This window comes from Pseudarthrobacter scleromae (assembly GCF_014644515.1).
GTDB classification, from domain to species: Bacteria; Actinomycetota; Actinomycetes; order Actinomycetales; family Micrococcaceae; genus Arthrobacter; species Arthrobacter scleromae.
This window is the reverse complement of record NZ_BMKV01000004.1, coordinates 17,805-38,244: the sequence shown is the minus strand read 5'-3', so window position 1 is coordinate 38,244 and position 20,440 is coordinate 17,805. Positions and strand designations below refer to the sequence as shown.

At 68.1% G+C, this 20,440-nt stretch carries 11 protein-coding genes; all 11 read left to right on the top strand.

The genetic code is table 11. The features are described from left to right. The first annotated feature begins 57 nt into the window (after window positions 1–57). The 11 genes from IEX33_RS11175 to IEX33_RS11125 all read left to right on the top strand — a co-directional run bounded on the left by IEX33_RS11175 (window position 58) and on the right by IEX33_RS11125 (window position 20,375). Complete coding sequence (locus IEX33_RS11175; RefSeq protein WP_188730202.1) at window positions 58–966, top strand: biotin--[acetyl-CoA-carboxylase] ligase; 909 nt, start codon at window positions 58–60, stop codon at window positions 964–966. Further along, window positions 959–1,558 (top strand): PH domain-containing protein, encoded by a 600-nt coding sequence (locus tag IEX33_RS11170; protein WP_188730200.1) that lies wholly within the window; start codon window positions 959–961, stop codon window positions 1,556–1,558. The genes IEX33_RS11175 and IEX33_RS11170 overlap by 8 nt, the downstream gene beginning before the upstream one ends. Further along, the gene (locus IEX33_RS11165) at window positions 1,548–2,672 is read left to right on the top strand and encodes an adenylate/guanylate cyclase domain-containing protein (protein WP_104185299.1); all 1,125 of its coding nucleotides are present in this window, start codon (window positions 1,548–1,550) and stop codon (window positions 2,670–2,672) included. Before IEX33_RS11170 ends, IEX33_RS11165 begins: the two co-directional genes overlap by 11 nt. Before the next feature lie 318 nt (window positions 2,673–2,990). Continuing rightward, window positions 2,991–9,116 (top strand): Ig-like domain-containing protein, encoded by a 6,126-nt coding sequence (locus IEX33_RS11160; RefSeq protein ID WP_188730199.1) that lies wholly within the window; start codon window positions 2,991–2,993, stop codon window positions 9,114–9,116. An 83-nt stretch (window positions 9,117–9,199) separates the two neighbouring features. Further along, complete coding sequence (locus IEX33_RS11155; protein WP_104185296.1) at window positions 9,200–10,171, top strand: AAA family ATPase; 972 nt, start codon at window positions 9,200–9,202, stop codon at window positions 10,169–10,171. A 49-nt stretch (window positions 10,172–10,220) separates the two neighbouring features. Next, entirely contained in the window at window positions 10,221–11,552 is a 1,332-nt protein-coding gene (locus IEX33_RS11150; RefSeq protein WP_188730197.1) for a DUF58 domain-containing protein, read from the top strand. After that, entirely contained in the window at window positions 11,549–14,197 is a 2,649-nt protein-coding gene (locus IEX33_RS11145) for a transglutaminase family protein (protein ID WP_188730195.1), read from the top strand. The genes IEX33_RS11150 and IEX33_RS11145 overlap by 4 nt, the downstream gene beginning before the upstream one ends. Next, window positions 14,194–15,780: an RDD family protein gene (locus IEX33_RS11140; protein ID WP_229675345.1), complete on the top strand. Its 1,587-nt coding sequence runs from the start codon at window positions 14,194–14,196 to the stop codon at window positions 15,778–15,780. Before IEX33_RS11145 ends, IEX33_RS11140 begins: the two co-directional genes overlap by 4 nt. Continuing rightward, window positions 15,777–16,739: a PP2C family protein-serine/threonine phosphatase gene (locus tag IEX33_RS11135; protein WP_188730193.1), complete on the top strand. Its 963-nt coding sequence runs from the start codon at window positions 15,777–15,779 to the stop codon at window positions 16,737–16,739. The genes IEX33_RS11140 and IEX33_RS11135 overlap by 4 nt, the downstream gene beginning before the upstream one ends. Continuing rightward, the gene (locus tag IEX33_RS11130; protein ID WP_188730191.1) at window positions 16,726–18,630 is read left to right on the top strand and encodes an FHA domain-containing protein; all 1,905 of its coding nucleotides are present in this window, start codon (window positions 16,726–16,728) and stop codon (window positions 18,628–18,630) included. The genes IEX33_RS11135 and IEX33_RS11130 overlap by 14 nt, the downstream gene beginning before the upstream one ends. Beyond that, window positions 18,627–20,375 carry a serine/threonine-protein kinase gene (locus tag IEX33_RS11125; RefSeq protein WP_188730189.1) on the top strand — a complete coding sequence of 583 codons (1,749 nt, stop codon included), beginning with the start codon at window positions 18,627–18,629 and terminating at the stop codon, window positions 20,373–20,375. Before IEX33_RS11130 ends, IEX33_RS11125 begins: the two co-directional genes overlap by 4 nt. Window positions 20,376–20,440: the final 65 nt, after the last annotated feature.

Below are 20,440 nucleotides of genomic sequence, written 5' to 3'. Positions count from 1 at the left end.
CGCAGGGTGCACCGGCTGCGGACAGCCGGGGCCGGGCCGGGTCGGTAGAGTTTAGGTATGGATGACGCACATGCCCCCGGTACGCCGCTGAACCGGAGCGACCTCGCGGACCAGGACTTCCTGTCCGCCACCGGCATCGCACGGCTCGAGGTGGTGGACTCCACCGGGTCCACCAACGCGGACCTGCTCCGGTCGGTGACCGTGGAGCCCTCGGCGTGGCCGGACATGTCGGTGCTGACGGCGGAATACCAGACGGCGGCCCGGGGACGCCTGGACAGGCACTGGGAGGCGCCGCCCCTGAGTTCCGTCTCCGTTTCGGTGGTCCTGAGGCCCGCGAACGCGGAAGGCAGGCCGCTCCCCACCCAAAGCTATTCCTGGCTGTCCCTCATCGGAGCCCTGGCGCTGCGCGAAACCCTGCTGGAGACGGCCGGCCTCCCCGCGGAGCTGAAGTGGCCCAACGACGTCCTGGTGCGCGGAAAGAAAATTGCCGGAATCCTGGCCCAGCTGGGTCCCATGGTGGACGGCTCGGTGCCGCCCGTCATCCTCGGAACCGGCCTGAACGTCACCCTCCGGGAGGAGGAGCTCCCCGTGCCCACCGCCACGTCCGTGGTCCTGGAGGCGCCGCGGACAGCGGACCGGACCGAGTTGCTGAAGAGCTACCTCTCGCACTTTGCCGTGCTCTACCGCAGCTTCTGCAATGCCGACGGCGACCCCGCAGCGGGCCTGGCCGGCGGCCCGTCGCTGCATAAGCGGGTGGAGGCCGTCATGACGACGCTGGGAAAACAGGTGCGGGCGCAGCTCCCCGGCGACCACGAGATCATTGGCCACGCATCCCGGCTCGACGAGTACGGCTCACTGCTGGTGGTTGACCGGGAGTCCCGCGAGCACGTGGTGACCGCCGGCGATGTGGTGCACCTGCGTCCGTGGACCTCCCCGGATGAATCCGGCCAGGGCGGATATGCGTAAAGACCTCGTCCCGGGCGAGCAGGTGATAGTCACTACCCGCCCGCAGCCGAGGAAGCTGGCGGGGGCGGCCGCAGCCTTCATACTCTCACCGGCACTTGCCGCCTTTGCTGCCGCATGGGTGGTCCGCGGGGAAGCGGTGAGGGTCCTCCCCGGCCTCGAGGCGCGGTGGACGCCGGCGCTGGTGGCCGGATGCATCCTGGCCGCGGCCGGCGTCTGGCTGGGTTACTGCCTGCCCCGGCTGCTGCGGTGGCAGGGCACCCGGTATACGCTCACCAGCCGGAGGCTCATCTCCAGGTCCGGCCTGGTGCGGCGGCAGGACCAGCAAGTAAACCTTGCATCGGTGCGCCACCTGACTGTCCACGAGTCGGTACTTCAGCGCCTGTTGCGCTCGGGGAATATATCCTTGGAAACCGGGTACCAGGGCGTAGTGACTTTCCGGGACGTGCCGGAGGTTGCCAGGTTCCGGGATTTCATCCTTGACGCCCTCGAGGAACTGCCCGACGAACGCGACGGCCAGTCCGGCGGGGCGCTGGATTACCCTGCCGGAGCATTGCCATGGGAACTGAGAGAAGGTGGACGGGATGAACGATGAGGACCAGCAGGAACGCGTGGACTCCATCACGCCCCCGCCCGCGATGGACGCCCACCCCGCCACGGGCACCATGTCAGCCGAACGGCTCGCCATGAAGGCGCTGGAAGCCCGGCTGCTCGGCGGCGAACGCAAGCTCCGCCGTCGTGAAGTGGCCGCCGGCGCAGGGTTGTCCCTGCTGTCCGCCCGCAAGCTGTGGCGCGCCCTGGGCTTTCCCAACTTCGGCGACGAGGACGTCGCCTTCACCGAGCGGGACCAGGCCGCCCTCTCCACCGTGGTGGACCTGGTGCGCTCCGGCAAGCTGACGGAGGAGGCCGCTATCTCCGTCACACGCTCCATCGGGCAGATGACGGACCGGATGGTGGTGTGGCAGATCGAAGCCCTGGTGGAGGACATGGTCCACGAGCAGGGTGTCACGGACGCCGTGGCGCGCAAGCGGCTGGTCAACGAACTGCCCGCGCTGGTGGACGCCCTCGAAGAAGTACTGGTGTACTCCTGGCGGCGCCAGCTCAACGCCGGCGTGCAGCGGCTCGCCGTCCGGGCGGAGGCCGGGCTCCAGGCCAGCGAGGAAGGCCGGGAAGGCGACGAGGACGACGCGCCGCTGCCGCTGGCACGCGCCGTCGGTTTTGCGGACCTGGTCTCCTACACCAGCCTGTCCCGGCGCATGAACGAAAAAACCCTCGCCCGGCTGGTCCAGCGCTTCGAGAACAAGTGCGCGGAAATCATCTCCGTAGGCGGCGGCAGGCTGGTGAAAACGGTGGGGGACGAAGTCCTGTACATCGCGGAAACCCCCGCTGCCGGCGCTGAGATCTCCCTTGCCCTGGCCCAGGCCTTCACGGAGGACGAAATCCTTCCCGAAGCGCGGGTGGCCATGGTGTGGGGAAGGATCCTGTCCAGGCTTGGTGACATCTACGGTCCCACGGTGAACCTGGCGGCCCGGCTTACCACCCTGGCCGACCCCGGGACTGTGCTGGTGGACTCGATGACGGCCTCGGCCCTGGAGCACGATGAACGGTTCGTGCTGGAGCCACAGCCGCCCGAAAACGTCCGCGGCTTCGGCGAGATCCGCCCGGTGCGTTTGGAGCGCGGGCTTGGCAAGGGGCTTGTGCTGGACTAGGACGCCTGATTCTTCAGCCGGAATGACAAGCCCAAAATAGTTTCTCCAGTTGTTGGTCAATCACGATATAGTCGGTGCGGCGGCAAAGGACGGAGCACTGCCGTGGGCAGGGCTCCCCATCGCGGCCACATGTGGCCGTGGGTATGCTTGCCACCGGGCAAGCTATCTTGCCGGCACTCGGCGCCACGCGTGGCCGGGTGTCCTTATTTTTGTCGGGTCTCAGCTGCTTCCTGCCAGGAGCAGCACAACATCAAGGTCCGGGCGAGTCCCGGCCGGGCAGCTGCCTGCGGCAGCGGTAATTTCAGGGGATATCAAGCTGTGACAAGTCTGCTGGGGAAACTTGGACTGAATCGGCGCCACAAAAAAATGGTGACGGGCACTGCTTTCAGTGCCGCTGTTGCTGTTGTGGTGACGGGGGCAATTCTGTATCCGGGGTTCAAAACCACCGAGGTGGAATTGAACGACGGCGGCGTGTGGGTGGTGTCCAAGTCCAAGAACGCAGTGGGCCGGTTGAATTATCCTTCCCGGGTCCTTGACGGGGCGGTGACGCCGGCGTCCACGACGTTCGACATCCTGCAGGACGCGGGGGATGTGTTCGTTGATGACGAGACCGGGTCAACGTTGAACCAGGTTTCGCCGGCGAACATGCGGCTGGGCGGGGACAAGCAGCTGCCGGGGTCCGCGGACGTGAGTTTCGGATCCGAGGTGATCTCGGTGACCGACGCAGCGTCAGGCAAGGTGTGGGCGGTGTCTCCGTCCACGGTCAACGGTTTTGACGAGGAAGCCTCCGAGCCCGTCATGGTGGGCTCGGAGGGCATTGTCTCGGCGGTGGGGGAGGATGACCGGATCTATTCGGCGGATCCCAAGTCCGGTGCGGTGACGGTTACCGGTGTTGACGCCAACGGGGAGGTAACGTCCTCGGAGACTGAGACCTGGGCGGACCTTAAAGGTGCGGGGGACCTCCAGATCACGGTGGTGGGGGATAAGCCCGTGCTTCTCGATGCGGCGGCGGGGAGGCTGTTCCTGCCCGGCGGGAAGCGGCTCCAGGTGGAGAACGCGCGGGATGCGAAGTTGCAGCAGGGCGGGCCGGGCAGTGATTTCGTGGCGGTTTCGACGCCCAACGCGCTGCTGAAGCAGCCGCTGGACGGGTCCACGGCCAAGACGGTGACGTTCGACGGCGAGGGTGTGCCGGCTGCCCCTGTCCAGCTGGGCGGGTGTGTGCATGCGGCGTGGTCGGGGGCGAACAAGTATGTTCGGGACTGCGTGAACGATGGCGATGACAAGAACGTGGACGTGCCCAAGGCGAGCGCCTCGCCGTCGTATGTTTTCCGGGTGAACCGTGACCTGGTGGTCCTGAACGACGTGAACTCCGGCAATGTGTGGCTGGTCAACCAGAACATGCAACTGGTCAACAACTGGGACGACGTCGTCCCGCCCAAGAACGAGTCCGACGAACAGGACCAGGAGTCCGCGGACAACAACACCATTAACGTCCTCCCGGACCGCACCAAACCCAACCGTCCGCCGGAAACGAAGCCCGACGCCGTCGGCGTGCGCCCCGGCCGCACCACCATCCTCAGCGTCCTGGACAACGATTCGGACCCCGATGGCGACGTGCTCACCGCAGCTGTGGGGGACTCAGGACCCCAGGCCGGAAGCCTCCAAAATATCTACGGCGGCACCGCCTTCCAGATCTCCGTTCCCGCCGACGCGAAACCCGGCACCGAAACGTTCAGCTACAGCGCCTCCGACGGCCGAGGCCTGTCCGCCGGCGGGCAGGTCACGCTCAGCGTGGTTGGGCCCGACGAGAACAAACCTCCGCAGTTCAAGCGCGGCGACAACACCACCACCATGCTGGTGGAACAGGGCAAGACAGTCAGCCAGAACATCCTCACGGACTGGATCGATCCCGACGGCGACGACCTGGTGCTCCTCGACGCCAAGGCGGACAACGACCAGGACCAGGTGAAGGTCCGCCGTGACGGCCTGCTCACCTTCCAGGACTCCGGCGCGACAGCCGGCAAGAAGACCGTGGAGGTCACCATCTGGGACGGCCGGGACACCGTCACCGGGAAAGTCGTGGTCAACGTCCAACCGCCGGGAGCCCTGGCACCGGTGGTCAACGCCGACCACGTCACTGCCGTGGTGGGCCAGGACCTGGTCATCTCACCGCTGAAGAACGACGTGGACCCCAACGGCGGCGCCCTCCGGTTGGCACAGGTGGAGGCCAACGGCCCCGCCGAGCTGGGTCCCGTGACCGACGGCGGCACGTTCACGTTCCGCAGCACCACCCCCGGCCCGGTCTACCTGACGTACATCGCCAGCAACGGCCCGCAAAGCAGCCAGGGGCTCATCCGCGTTGACGTGGAATCCGGAGATGAGGCCGGTGACCCCGTCGCCGTCCATGACGTGGCGCTCATGCCCACCGGCGGCAGCGTGCTGCTGGACCCGCTGGCCAATGACTCCGACCCCTCCGGTGGCGTCCTGGTGCTGCAGTCCGTGAAACTGCCCGAAAACTCGACCGCGTCCGTCAGCGTGATCAACCATGGTGTCCTGCGCATCACCGACATCCTGGGCACCAAGGACCCGATCCTCTTCGAATACACCATGTCCAACGGGAAGAAGTCCGCCACGGGCAGCGTCTCCGTGGTCCCCGTCCCTGCGCCCGCCGTTGTGGAAGCACCCCAGCCCAAACCGGACGAGGTCAACGTCCGGGTCAACGACGTCGTCACCATCCCCGTCCTCGAGAACGACACCCACCCGCAGGGCCAGGAACTCACGGTGGATCCTGTCCTGCCGCAGGGCGTGGATCCCGTGGACGGAAAGAGCTTCGTCTCCGAGAACACCCTGAGGTTCATCGCCGGCCCGCAGCCCAAGACGGTCCGTGCCATCTATAACGCCGTGGACCCGCAGGGCCAGAAGAGCGCCGCCGCGGTGACCATCCACATCCTTCCGCTCGAAGGCGCCGAAAACTCGCGCCCGCAGCCGCGCAACCTCACCGCCCGTGTGGTGGCCGCCGGCACGGTGCGCATTCCCGTACCGCTGGACGGCATCGATCCGGACGGCGATTCGGTCCAGCTGACCGGCATCGACAGTACGCCGTCGATGGGAACGGCTGCCGTGGGCAGCAACTTCATCGACTTTACGGCTGCCGGTGACGGCGCCGGAACCGACACGTTCCGCTACAAGGTGGTGGACCGGCAGGGCGCCGTCAACACGGGCACCGTCACCGTGGGCATTGCGCCGCGCGGTGAGGTCAACCAGAAACCTACTCCCGTGGACGACGAGGTCCGGGTCCGCCCGGGCCGCCAGATCGCCGTGGACGCCACCGGCAACGACACCGACCCCGACGGTGACCTCATCCGCATCCTCAGCGACGGCATCGAAGCCGACCCCGCGCTGCAGGCCACGGTAAGCAAAACCAGCGGCCGGATCATCCTGCTGGCGCCGGAAGAAGCCGGAACCGTCAACGTCCGCTACACCATCGCCGACGACCGGGACGCCACCGCACAGGCCACCATCCGCGTGGTGGTGGACAACGAGGTGCCCCTTAAGGCGCCCGTCGCCCGTGATGACCGGGTCACCTCCGCCCAGACCATGGGGAAGACCGCCGTGGATGTCCCCGTCCTGAAGAACGACGAGGACCCCGACGGCGTCGGGGAAAACCTCAAGGTCAGCACCGAGGCCACCACCGCCCGGCCGGGCGCAGACGGCACCATGATCGTGGACCTGACGGAGCAGCCGCAGCTCATCCCGTACAACGTGGAGGATGTTGACGGCCAGCAGTCGACGGCGGTGATCTGGGTGCCCGGCCTTGGCCAGCAGGTGCCCACCCTGGCCAAGGACGAAGTCATCGAGGTGATCGCCGGCCAGTCCGTGGACGTTGACCTCGACGAGTGGGTCAAGGTGCGTGAAGGCCGCTCGCCGCGGCTTACCCAGACCGACCGGATCAAGCTCATCGGCGCCGACGGCGGCGACCCCGTCATCGGCGACGGCACGGGCCTGAAGTACACAGCGGGCACCGACTACGTGGGTCCCGGCTCGCTCACTTTCGAGGTCACGGACGGGACCGGCCCGGACGATCCGGAAGGCCTCAAGTCCACCCTCAGCATCCGCACCAAGGTCCTGCCCGACCCCAACAAGAACAATCCGCCGGAACTGCTGGGCGCAAACGTCGACGTGCCCAAGGGCGACTCCGCCAGCACAGACCTGGGCAAGCTGACCTCGGACCCGGACGCGGATGACGTCGAAAAGATGAATTACGAACTGGTGGGCGGAGCGCCCGCCGGATTCAACGCGAGCATTGACGGCAGGACCCTCAAGGTCTCCGCGGCCGACTCAAGCGGCTCAGGAACCACCTCGGCCGTCCAGGTCAAGGCGAAGGATCCCCGCGGGCTCGAAGCCACCGCCACCTACCAGCTGAAGGTGACCGCCTCCAACCGGCCGAAGCCGGTGGCCAACGACGACGTGCAGGACAACGTTGCCGCGGGCAAACCCGTGACGGTCAATGTGCTGGCCAACGACGCCAACCCGTTCCCGGAGACCGCGCTGAAGATCATTGCGGCCGCCGCGGAAACCGGCAGCGGCAACGTGGACGTCAACGGCGATTCCATCACCGTCACGCCTGCGCCGGGCTTCACCGGCACCATGGTGGTGTCCTACACCGTGGCGGACAAAACGGAGGATCCGTCGCGCCAGGCAACAGCCCGCGTCCGCCTCACCGTCAAGGACAAGCCCCAGGCGCCCACCACCCCGCAGGCGCAGAGCGTAGGGGACCAGACGGCCCTCCTGAACTGGACGGCGCCCGCGGACCGCGGCTCACCCATCACCAAGTACACCGTGTACGGCGAGGGCGGATTCCAGCAGGACTGCCCCGCCAACACCTGCACGCTCAACGGGCTGGTCAACAACACCAAGTACCACTTCCAGGTCTCGGCCACCAACGAGTTTGGTGAATCGGACCGGTCGCCTGCGTCTGCCGAGGTGCGCCCGGACGTGAAGCCCGATACCCCGCTGGCGCCGTCGATGAAGTTCGGCGACAGGGAGCTGTCCATCACCTGGTCCGCCCCTGCAAGCAAGGGCTCGCCGGTGAAGTCCTACGACCTGGAGATCTCACCGCCTCCCGCCGGGCAGAACGCCCAGATCCAGAACCTGGCAGCGGTCAGCTACGTCTGGAAGGGACTGCAGAACGGCGTCTCCTACAAAGTCCGGGTCCTGGCGCGCAATGATGCCAAGGAACCGTCCGAATGGAGCCCGTACTCGGCAGCCGAAGTGCCTGCCGGCGTCCCGGCCACCCCGGCTGCACCATCTGCGGCGCAGGCGGGTTCCGTGGGTTCGCAAAGCCAGCTGAAGGTGAGCTGGACGGCGCCTAACAACAACGGCGACGCCATCTCGGCCTACACCCTGACCACCCTCCAGGGCGGTGCCGTGGTGGCCAGCCAGCAAGTCACCGGTACGTCGCAGAACGTGACCGTTGACAACTCGGAAACGAACTACACCTTCACGGTGTCCGCCACGAACAAGGCGGGTACCAGCGGGACGAGCGCCCCGTCGGCGGCCATCCGGGCAGTAGGTAAACCGGGCATGGTAGGCACGCCTACCGCCACCCTGGTTGACACCGGAGGGAACGGCGGGAAGATCGATGTACGGTTCCCGGTTTTAACGGCTGCCCAGCGCAACGGTTCGACCTCCGACGAGATTACGTATAAATACAGCCTGACGTCGGGCGGAGGCAGCGGCAACATCCCTGCAGGCGGCGGGATCGTGGCGGCAGCCAATGGCACCCAGACCGCTGTGGTGGTGTGGGCCGTGTCGTCCCGCAGCTCCACTGCCGGCGATGCAAGCCCTGCGTCAAATTCCGTCAATCCCTACGGCCTCGCTTTCGCTCCGAACGTTACTGGCAGCAATAGCAGCGGCGTAGGGGACAGGACGGTGTCCTGGACGTGGAACCAGCCGGACGGCAACGGCCGTGCGGTGACCGGATATCAGTACAGCCTGGACGGAGGCGCCTGGCAGGATACACAGGAGCGGCGTTTCTCCAAGACCGTGGGGTACAGCGAGACGCACACTCTCCGGGTTCGTGCCATCAGTGCCGGCCAGCCCGGACGTATTGGCAGCGATACGTCCCGCAGTGGCGCGGAGCCGCCGCCTCCCGTACCCACCTCGTGGAACATCACGGCAACTCCGGTCCGCAGCTGCACCGAACCCCGGAAGGGAACCGACAGCTACGTCGCCGGCAACCCGTCACAATGCAACGGCGAGGGCAAGTGGCTGGACGCCGGCGCAGCAGCGACCACGGACCGCTACCAGGTCTGGTACAAGACCTCTAACAACCCCACCGGCATCTGGTACCACCTGACCTCGGGCATGGCGGCCGGAAACTGGATCCGCTGCGACACCTCGAACCTTGGGTGCAACCCGCCCAACGGCATGCCAAACCGCTAGCCCAATACCACCGAAGCGACCATGGGGCCCGGTCTCCCGGGCCCCATGGAAAACCTGAAACCTTAAGAAGGAAGAGCAACACGATGACCATGACCCCCGAGCAGGCCGCCTGGTTTGCAGACACGTTCGAGAAGCTCGTTGCCAACGTGGGACAGGCCGTGCTGGGCAAGGAACACGTCATCCGGCTCACCTTCACGGCCATGCTGGCCGAGGGCCACGTGCTGTTCGAGGACGCCCCCGGCACCGGCAAGACCTCCCTGGCCCGGGCCCTGGCCGCCACCGTGCAGGGCTCCAACAACCGCATCCAGTTCACCCCCGACCTGCTGCCCTCGGATGTCACCGGCGTGACCATCTACGACCAGAAGACGCAGAAGTTCGAGTTCCACAAGGGCCCGATCTTCAACAACATCGTCCTCGCGGACGAGATCAACCGTGCCTCGCCGAAGACCCAGTCGGCCCTGCTGGAGGTCATGGAGGAATCCCGGGTCACGGTGGACGGCGTCACCTATGAAGCCGGACGGCCGTTCATGGTCATGGCCACGCAGAACCCCATCGAGCAGGCCGGCACCTACCGCCTGCCCGAGGCGCAGCTGGACCGCTTCCTGATCAAGACCTCCATCGGCTACCCGGACCACGCCTCCACCGTCCGGCTGCTGGGGGGCTCCAACCTCAAGGACCGGTCCCAGGAACTGTCCGCCGTCATCACCACCCAGGCCGTGGCAGACATGGCAGACCTGGCGGCCACCGTGCACGTGGACACCGCCGTGCTGGAGTACATCTCGAGGCTCTGCGAGGAGACCCGCAGTGCTCCTGAAACCCGGCTGGGCGTCTCGGTGCGCGGTGCCCTGGCCATGGTCCGGGCGGCCAAGGTCTGGGCAGCCGGGCAGGGCCGCAACTTCGTCCTCCCGGACGACATCAAGGAGCTGGCTCCCGTGGTGTGGACCCACCGCTTTGTCATGGACCCCGAAGCGGAGTTCTCCGGAGCAACCGCCGAGGCAGTGCTGACGCGGATCCTGGCGGACATCGCGGCTCCCCAGCAGCGCACCAACGCCTGACGGCCCGGCCAGGACCCCACCACTTCCACGCAACAACGAAGGCACACATATGTCCAGCGGCACCCCGTTGACCCGGCTCACGGAGCGTCTGAAACAACCCTTCGCCAGGAACGGCAGTCCCGGCGCCCTGCACCCCTCAGCCGTCTGGGCCGAGGCAAGGAACACCGCAGCCATGGCATCGGCCCCCGCCTGGCGTGCCGTCCGTGGAGCCTGGCTGACGTACGCCTGGCCCGTGCTGTCAGTGGTCAGCGTCCTGGGCTGGTCAGTCCTCGCTGCCGCCATCCTGCTCTGGGCAACAGGGCAGGCGTTTGGCTGGCAGGAGGCGAAGGCCGCGGCCATCGCCGCGTTCGTCATGTTCGTGATTGCGGTGGGGTTCGTCCTGGGCCGGTCGTCCTATGGCGTGGTCCTTGACCTGGCCCGGACCCGTGTGGCGGTGGGGGACAGCGCCGTTGGCAGCATCGCGGTGTCCAACACCTCTGCCCGGCCGCTGTTGCCCGCCGCCCTGGAATTGCCGGTGGGCAGCGCCACCGCCGTGTTCCACCTGCCGCGGATGAAGCCGCAGCAGGTCCACGAGGACCTCTTCACCATTCCCACCGCGCGCCGTGCCGTGATCGTCGTCGGCCCCGTCAGGTCGGTCCGGGCAGACCCCCTGCACCTTTTGCGCCGCCAGGTCCTGTGGACCGAACCGGAGGACCTGTTCGTCCACCCGCGCACAGTGGCCCTGGCCGGTTCGGCGGCCGGATTCATCCGGGACCTCGAAGGCATGCCCACCACGGACCTCTCCAGCGCGGACGTATCCTTCCATGCGCTGCGCGACTACGTGCCGGGGGATGACCGGCGGCACATCCACTGGAAAACAACGGCACGGACCAACAAGCTCATGGTGCGCCAGTTCGAGGAAACCCGCCGCGCCCACCTGGCCATTTCGCTGTCCATCAACATCGACGAATACGCGTCGGAAACCGAGTTCGAGATGGCCGTCTCCGCCGCCGCCTCGATCGGCAGGCAGGCCATCCGTGAGCAGCGCGAGCTGGACGTCCTCACCCAGAAAGGCCCGCTGCGCTGCGAAACCGGGCGGAACCTGCTGGACGACATGACCCGGATCGTCGGCGCTCCCATGCGCCGGACCGCCGTCGACCTCGCCAGGACCCTGGCGGACACCGTCCCCAACGCCTCCGTGGTGTTTTTTGTGGTGGGCAGCAACGTGACCGCCACGCAGCTGCGTTCCGCCGCAGCCTCCGTGCCGCCGGGTGTCCGCAGCCTCGCCGTCCGGGTCGAGGCCGGCGCCTCGCCCACGCGGGCAAACATCGCAGACCTCACCGTGCTGACGCTCGGAGACCTGACTGACCTGGCCATTGTGCTGAGAAAGGCCGCCGCATGAGCTCCACAGAAAACATGCGCCCGCGCAGCACGCGCCCCCGCACCAAACAAACCCGCGCCAAACAAACCCGCGCCGCGCAGCCGCGCACCATCCGCACCGCACCCCGGGACCAGGCAGACTCCGCCTTTGCCAACGGGCAGCCGTTCTGGCACTTTGTGCTCGACGCCGGCGCACTGACGGTGCTGCTGGGGCTGGGCCTGCTCGGGTTCGGGCTCAGTTTCGGCGGCGACCCCTACTACCTGCTGTCCGGCTTCGGCGGAATCTTCCTGGGGCTGGCCCTGGGCGCCCTGAACGCACACCTGCGCCTCGGGCTGCTCATCACCACGGCACTGGCCCTGGGCGCCTACCTGGTCTTCGGTACCCCGCTGGCGGTTCCGGATTCCGCCATCGCCGGCTTCGTTCCCACCCTGGACTCGCTCCGCATCCTCCTGCTGGGGATCGTGTTCGCCTGGAAGGACATGCTGACGGTTGGCGTCCCCGTGGGCACCGCGGGCGGTGTGCTGATCGTTCCGTTCCTGAGCTCCATGATCACCGCGCTGGTGGCCGCCATCCTGACCTGGAGGCTTCGTAGCCCGTACTTCCCGCTCCTGCCGGTGCTGGTCCTGTTCGTCACCGGCATCGCCTTCAGCACCAATGCCGCCTTCCTCACCGTGGAACGCGGCATCGGCCTCACCGTGCTGGGGATCGCCTGGGCCACCTTCCGCAGGGACGCGCTCCGGAAGAACTCCACCCGGAAGGTTTCCGTCAACAACCCGCAGACGGATACCGCCACCGCGCAGCGCGCCAGGCTCCGCCGGCTGGGAATGGCAGCCGGCGTCATCGCCGTCAGCGTGGCCGTCACCGCGCTCGCCGCACCCCTGGTCACGGCGGGCAACGACCGGAAGGTCCTCCGGAACGTCGTGGTCCCGCCGTTCGATCCCAAGGACTACATCACACCCCTCGCCAGCTTCCGGACCTTCGTCAAGGACAAGAAGGACGACACCTTGTTCGTGGTCCAGGGCCTGCCCCGCGACGGCCGCGTCCGGCTGGGTGCCCTGGATTCCTTCAACGGCACCAACTACACGATGGACCCCAACGGCTCCGGCAACTTCAGCAAGGTGGGAGACACCGAATCGATCAACACCCTGGCCGATACCTCCGGCGTTGTTCCCACCAACGACTACGCCATCAACATCACCGTTGAGGACTACCAGGGCTTCTTTGTCCCCGGCGGCCGCAAGACCACCGGGCTGAGCTTCGACGACACCGCTTCAGCCGCGGCATCCGGCCTCTACTTCAACTCCGGCACCGACACCGCCGTCACCACCAACGGATTGTCCCGCGGCGACTCCTACCGGGTGCAGGTCTCGGACCCCGTCAAGCTGGAACACGGGCAGCTGGCGCAGTACGACTTCGCGAAGCTGTCCCTTCCCGACGCCGTGGAAGTGCCGCCGGTGGTGGGATCACAGGCCAACGACCTCTCCTCCGACGCGCCCACGCCCATCGACAGGGTCCGCCAGATTGAGGCCCATTTCCAGAAGACCGGGGCCTTCAGCAACGGGCTGGTCAGCGAGGGCCAGCTGCCCAGCGTCTCCGGCCACGGATCCGCCCGGATCAGGAACCTCCTCACGGCCAAGCAGATGCTCGGCGACGACGAGCAGTACGCCGTGGCCATGTCCCTGATGCTGCGCCACCTCGGCATCCCGTCCCGCGTGGTGATGGGCTTCTACCCTGAACCCACCAGCCCCGAGAACGGTGCGGGCGAGGTCAGGATCACCGGCAAGAACGTCCACGCATGGGTAGAAGTGGCGTTCGAACGGGTGGGCTGGGTGAGCTTCGATCCCACGCCGCCCAAGGACAACATCCCCATCCCGCCGGACCCGGAAAACAAGTCCAAGCCCAAACCGCAGGTGCTGCAGCCGCCGCCCCCGCCGCAGGAGCCGGCGGACCTCCCCCCGGACTCGTCACCCGACGCGCTGGATGCGGATGAGAAGAAGAACAACCCCTGGCTCTTCTGGGGCGCCCTGCTGGGCGCCCTGGGAATCGCCCTGATCCCGCTGGCCGTCCTTGCGCTGCCGCTGCTGCTGATTGCCCTGCTGAAATCCCGGCGGCGGAAGTCGCGGTTCAGCGAAGGCCACCCTGCGCAGCGCGTGGGAGGCGGCTGGAGCGAGGTGGTCAGCCTGGCCACCGACATGGGCGCCGCCGTTGACTCCCGGGCCACCCGCCGCGAAAGCGCGGCGGTCCTTGCCGAAGCGTTCCCCGCCGCGGGCAGCACCACCACACTGCTGGCAAGGCGTGCGGACGCGTCCATCTTCGGGGCGGGCCAGCCAAGTGAGGACGAGGTGCGCGAGTACTGGACCATCGTGGACAGCTCCCTGCAGGAGATGACCTCGACGGCCGGCTTCTGGCGCCGGCAGCAGGCGAGGTTCTCGCCGCGGTCGCTCCTGGCCGATGCGCGCAACGCCCTGGCCCTGCGGGGCCCGCTGGCACTTCCGTCCCTCAAGGCACTCAACCCGGCGTCCCGCCGTCGTACGGGACCGGCGGCCACAGGTCCGGGTGGGACGGCGCCGCGGGGGAATGAGCCGCAGGGGAATACTGCGGAAGGGACTGCGGAGCAGGACCGCACGACGCCGGAACCTCCCCAGCAGGGACCCGCGGCACCGTGACGGCGGACCTTCAGGCCTGCCCCCGCTGCCGGCAGTCCATCCGCGCGGGGGCGGCCTTCTGCACGTCCTGCGGGGCGCCCCTGCCCAACCGGGCGGCGCGCAGCACCCGCACCCTGCTGCCCGGCGGCACCCCGGGCAGCGAACCGCTGCCCGGGGCTCCGGCTGCCCACGGAACGGGTATTCCCGGTACTATCCCGGTAGTACAAAGATCCCCGGCTGCCCAGGCCGCGGATCCACTCAACGCAGGCACCGGGCGGGGGAGCGCCGGCGGTTCCACCGCGCAGTCGGGGGCCGTCCCAGGGGGAGGAACGGGTATGGGAGTGAACCTTCAGCTTGCCCCGGCTACGGCCGGCAAGCGGCTTGGCGCTGCCGTCATTGACTGGCTGCCTCCGTTGGCCGTCCTGGTGGTGACGTTCGCCATCGGCTTTGCCGGGATCACGCGTAGCCGCAGCGGCCAGTTCATCACCTATGACACGGCGTCGCTGGTGCTGTCAGGCGGCATCGGCCTGGCGCTGACGGCTGTGTACCTTTTTACGGTCATGGGGATCGAAGCCAGGACGGGCAAGACCCCCGGAAACCTGCTCATGGGCATCCGCAGCGCGGACAACGACGGCTATGCGCCGGGCGCCGGCACTGTGTTCCTCCGGGGACTTATCACCGGTGCCGGGATCATCCTGGCACTGCTGGCGGCCATCCTGGTGGTGGTCTTCCGGTGGTTTGAGCCCGCCCTGTTCATCCTTTCGCCGCTGGTGTTTGCGGGCGCTGCCTGGGCCGTGCTGGTGGTGGTCTCCAACCACTGGGACAAGAACAGCGGCCTGCGCGGCTGGCACGACAAAGCAGCCAAGGCCCTGGTTTTCGATGTGAAGGCAGGCCGGAACCCCATCACCACCGGCGGCATCCAGGGCCCTTACAGCTTCGCGCCGCTGGACCTTCCCCCGGTCCAGCAGGTGCTCTCCCCGGTGGCAGGCCCCCCGGCAGCCCCGGCGCAGCCAGGCCCCGTGGCGGCGTCCGCGCCTGCCGCGCCTGCTGCGCCTGCCCCGACGCCGCCGTCGCAGACCACGCCCTACGCCGCGCCGGCGTCCTTCGCGCCGCCAGCTGCTGATGCGCCCGCTGGCCAACCTTTTTCCGGCGGCGTTTCTATGCCCGCTGCCCCGTTCCTTCCCGTCCAGGGCGGGCAGGGCACGCAGCACCACGTGGACGACGACGTCGAACGCACCCAGGTGCGGCCGGGCGCAGGCGGTCCGGCGCCCGTCGCTGTGCTGCGGATCCGGCTGGACGACGGCCGCGACTTCCAGCTGGACCGGAGCGTCCTGGTGGGCCGCAACCCCGTGGGCCAGGCGGGCGAACAGCATGCCCAGCTCCTCGCCGTCGACGATCCCGGCCGCTCCATCTCCAAGACGCACCTCCACCTGCTGACCGATGGCGCGGGGATCTGGGTGACGGACCGGAACTCCACGAACGGCAGCGCCGTGACCACCCCCAACGGCGCCAGGACGCCGCTCGCGCCGGGGGTCCCCACTTTTGTTATCCCGGGATCCAGTGTCCACTTCGGAGACCGGACCTTTTACCTAGGACAGGCATGAACCAACAGCCCGCCAGCGTTCCCTCCACCTTCCAGCCGGGCCTCAGCCTGAGCTACGGCTACGGGACAGACCGGGGACTCCGCCGGGAGTTGAACGAGGATTCCTACATCGCCTCCGATCCTGTGTTTGCCGTGGCAGACGGGATGGGAGGCCATGAAGCAGGCGAAGTGGCGAGCGGCATGTGCGTCCGTGCCCTCGCTGCCATCCCGCAGCTCGCCACAGGTGAACGGACCGTCACCGCAGCCGTCTTGCAGCAGTACCTGGTCCAGGCGGACACCTCCATCCGCGAGGCCACCGGGGCGCGGGCCGGAACCACCCTGGCCGGTGCCGTGGTGGTGGAACAGATGGGCATGCCCTACTGGCTGGTCATGAACATCGGCGATTCCCGCACGTACCGCCTCAGCCAGGGACGGTTTGTCCAGATCAGCGTGGACCACTCCGAGGTGCAGGAACTCGTGGACGCGGGGGAGATCACCGCGGAACAAGCCACCGTCCACCCGCGCCGCCACGTGGTGACCCGCGCGCTTGGCACTGGAGACGAGACCGAGGCCGACTACTGGCTGCTTCCCGTGGAGGAAGGCGACCGGGTCCTGGTCTGCTCGGACGGCCTCACCGGCGAGCTGACGGACGAGCACATCCTCCGCATCCTCAGCACGGTGGGTGACCCCCAGGACGCCGCCGATGCCCTGATCCAGGCCGCGCTCCGGAGCGGGGGGAGCGACAACATCACGGTGATCGTGGTGGATGCCAGGAATGTCCTGAACGACGCCGGTGCCGCCACCACCGCACCGCGGCGCGACCCTGATGTGGTGGATGAAGACACGCTGCCACGGTCGCAGGCGGCACAGAAGGCGCAGGCCGAACAGGGACAGAAGGCAGAGGCGGCGCAGGCTGCGCCCCAAACCGGCAGCGAAGCAGCCGCGCACCAGGACGGGGAGCCTTCCGATGACCGCCACTAGCTACGTTCCGGGCACCTGGCTGGGAATCGTCCGTGGGAGCACGGCCGTCATCCTGGGCCCGGATTCTCCGCCGGCACTGGCTGGTGCGGTGTGGGACCTGCTGGGCACCGGTCCCGAAGTCCACGAAGTACTCCACGCGGTGACCAGCAGCTCGGGAGGATCGCTGGCGCAGATACCGTCCTTCGGCATCCTCGAGGCCACCGGTCCCTTGCGGGTCTTCCTCCGCGGCGACCTCGACCTCGCAGTGGAGCTGCCCGACGGGCGCGTGGAGCTCGACGGCCGGGACGTCACCACCTGGAACGAGCGCCGGTTCGCCCTGCCGGGTGCATGCCGGCTGGCCATTCCGGCTGCCGGCTCGGCAGGGCAGCAGGAACTGCCGCTGGGGGAGGGCGTTGTCCTGCTGCAGTCCCTGGCGCTCGTGCTGGCCCCGCGCCAGCCGGAACTTGGACCGTCCGCAGCCGCTCCGGCCTCGGTTGTGGTGGATTCCGCGGGCATCGCTGACGTCCGGGACGCCGCGCCCGATGCTGATGCCTCGGCAGAGATGACCATCGTCCCGGACCGCGCGGCCTCAGTGGAGACCGTCGCGCCGGAACACGGTGCCTCGGCCGAGACCGTTGTCGGCGTGCTCGACGACGACCTGCTGGCCGACGACGGCGATCAGGAGGACCAGGACGGCGACTTGGAGCAGGAAGACGGCAACGCGCACGTTGCCGTGACAGGTTCCGGTCCGGACTCCGGCGCGGATTCCGACTCTCACGGTGCTTCAGCTGACGGCTCCGCGCCGTCAGAGATACTTCCCTCAGGGGTACGTCCGGCGGAAGTTGATCCGGCAGAACCCGCTCCCGGTGAGCCGGTACTTCCCGCCGGGCGGGCAGCCCCCGCCAGCGACCACACGAGCTCCTACGACCACCTCTGGGAGAGGACCGTTGTGCGGAGCATCGAGGACGCAGCTGTGCGGGACGATGCCGAAGCGGAAATCGACGGAACTCCCGACAGAGAGGAACCGGCAGATCCCCCAGTTAACGCACAGCCTGACGGACAGGAACTCCCGACGCCGGCCCCGATGCCCGCGGCAGGGCCGCCGGCAGCCCCTGCTTCTCCGCTGCCCCTTGCTTCTCACGTGCCCGCTGCATCTCCCGCCCCTGCAGGGGGGCTCATTGACTCCGTTCCGTGGAAGAAGGGTGCGGACGCCGCCGTGCAGAGCAGCGCCCCGCAGATACCCGCCCCGCAGGGCAGCGCCCCGCAGATCCATGTCCCGCAAACCGGCGCTGGGCCACGGGCGGTCGTGGCCGCGCCGGCCGCTGCCGCGCAGCAGCCCCATGCTGGCAGCGCCGCCGTCGACACTGACCACGACGGCCAGACGGTCATGAAGAGCAGCATCCCCACGTCAGCCGGACAGCCCGCCACACCGGTTGCGGAGGATCCGGCGGCCGGGCCCACCGTCCTGGCCCGGGTCTGCCGCCAGGGCCATGCCAACCCGCCCACCCGGGCGCAGTGCGCCGCGTGCGGGGCGGGGCTGCTCCCGGACGCCGTCCAGGTGCCGCGCCCCCGGCTGGGCAGGGTGCGTGTGTCCACCGGGGAACTCCTGGACCTCGACCAGTCGCTGATCATCGGACGGCAGCCGTCCGTGTCCCAGGTCCAGGGCGGCGTCATGCCCAGGCTGGTCCAGGTTCCAAGCCCCGAAGGGGACATCTCGCGGTCCCATGTGGAGGTCCGGCTGGAGGGCTGGCACGTCATGCTCTGCGACCTGAAGGCCACGAACGGTACCGTCCTGGTGCGTGAAGGCCAGTCTCCCCGCCGCCTGGCTCAGAACGAGATGGCCATCCTGCTGGAGGGTGACATCGCTGAGCTGGGCGACAACATCTCGCTGCGTTTTGAGGAGATTCCTTGAGTTCCAAACGGCCCGTCGCGCCGCCTCCCCGCATCCAGGGGTTCACCTATATCAGCCTGCTGGGCTCCGGCGGTTTCTCCGACGTCTACCTGTACGAACAGGACAGGCCGCGCCGCAAGGTTGCAGTCAAGGTGCTGCTCTCGGACCTGAAGACGGAGGGTGCCCGCCGCAGGTTCGAATCCGAGGCGAACCTGATGGCCCAGCTGTCCTCGCATCCGTACATCGTGACGATCTTCGAAGCGGAAGTGACCGACGACGGCCACTCGTACCTGGCGATGGAGTACTGCTCCAGGCCCAGCCTGGACGTCCGGTACCGCAGGCAGCGGTTCAGCGTGGATGAAGTCCTGGCCGTCGGCATCCAGGTGGCCTCCGCCGTCGAAACCGCCCACCGTGCCGGCATCGCCCACCGCGACATCAAGCCTGCCAACATCCTGGTCACGGACTACAACCGTCCCGCCCTTACCGACTTTGGCATCTCCGGCACGCTCGCCGGGGACGCCGACGACGACTCAGGAATGTCCATCCCCTGGTCCCCGCCCGAGCAGTTCACCGACGGCGCGGTGGACGGGGTCATGGTGGATGTGTGGGCCCTCGGTGCCACGCTCTACACCCTGCTGGCCGGCCGGTCGCCCTTTGTGATGCCCGGGGCGGACAACTCGCAGCGGGAGCTGATCAGCCGGATCAGCAACACGCCGGTGCCGCGCCTGGGCCGCGCGGACGTCCCCGAATCCCTGGAACTGGCCCTCTCCACGGCCATGGCAAAGTCGCCGCAGTCCCGATACTCCTCAGCGCACGCCTTCGCCCTGGCCCTGCAGCGCATCCAGGCGGAACTCAACCTCTCCGTCACACCCTTCGAAGTGCTGGAGGAGCCGCACCACGAGGACAGCCAGCCGGACGACGGCGTCGAGGAGACGCGGGTCCGGAGCATCGCGGCGATCGATCCGGAACGGACCGGCAGCGCCCCCACCTTCCCGGCACGCACGTGGCCCCAAGCCGGCGGCAGTCAAAGCGGTGTTGGCCACGGCCCTGGCAACCAAAGCAGTAACGGCCAGAGCCCCGCCGCGGAGGCTCCGCCGTCGCGCTTTACCCCGGCAGCCTCCGTGGGCTCCCAGCCGGCACCAGCCCCGGCCCCGCAGCCGCAGGAGTGGGCGGACGCCACAGTCCTGCGCGGTTCCGGCGGCAGCGCCGGTGCAGCCCAGGACGAGGGCACGCTGCCTGGAAGCCGCCTTGGCTCAGGCGCTGACGCCGCGGACACCACCGTCCACCGGCCGGCAAGGGTGGAGGAGCCGGCTGCTGCGGCTCCGGCTGTGGACCACGGCCGGCGCAACCTCTGGCTGGCAATCTCGGGCGGCACCCTGTTGGCCCTCACTGCGGTGGTGGGCCTGGTGGTGGCCAACGCCTCGCCCGAAAAACCCGCGGCGGTAGAGACCCAGCAGGCCAGCAGGCCGCCGGCCGATGCGCTGGACAACGGAACCGTGCCGGACGTGGAAGGCCTCACCGGGACAGCGGCAGGGGACGGCAACGCCTCCTTCACCTGGGTGAACCCGCAGCCCAAAGAGGGAGACACCTACAAATGGCGGGTCTACACCATAGGTGGCGGCGGCGAATACCAGTCCATCGGCCAGCCGCCGGTCAAGGTGACGGCGAATCCGTCGGGGGAGACCTGCATCCAGGTCATGATCGTGCGCTCTGACGGCGCGTTCTCCCCGATGGAGGAAAGCTCCATCGGGTGCACCGGCTCCTGAGCCGCGGACCATCCCAGCAGCAGTACGACGACGAAACGCACCATATGGCCGCACGACAGGTTGTC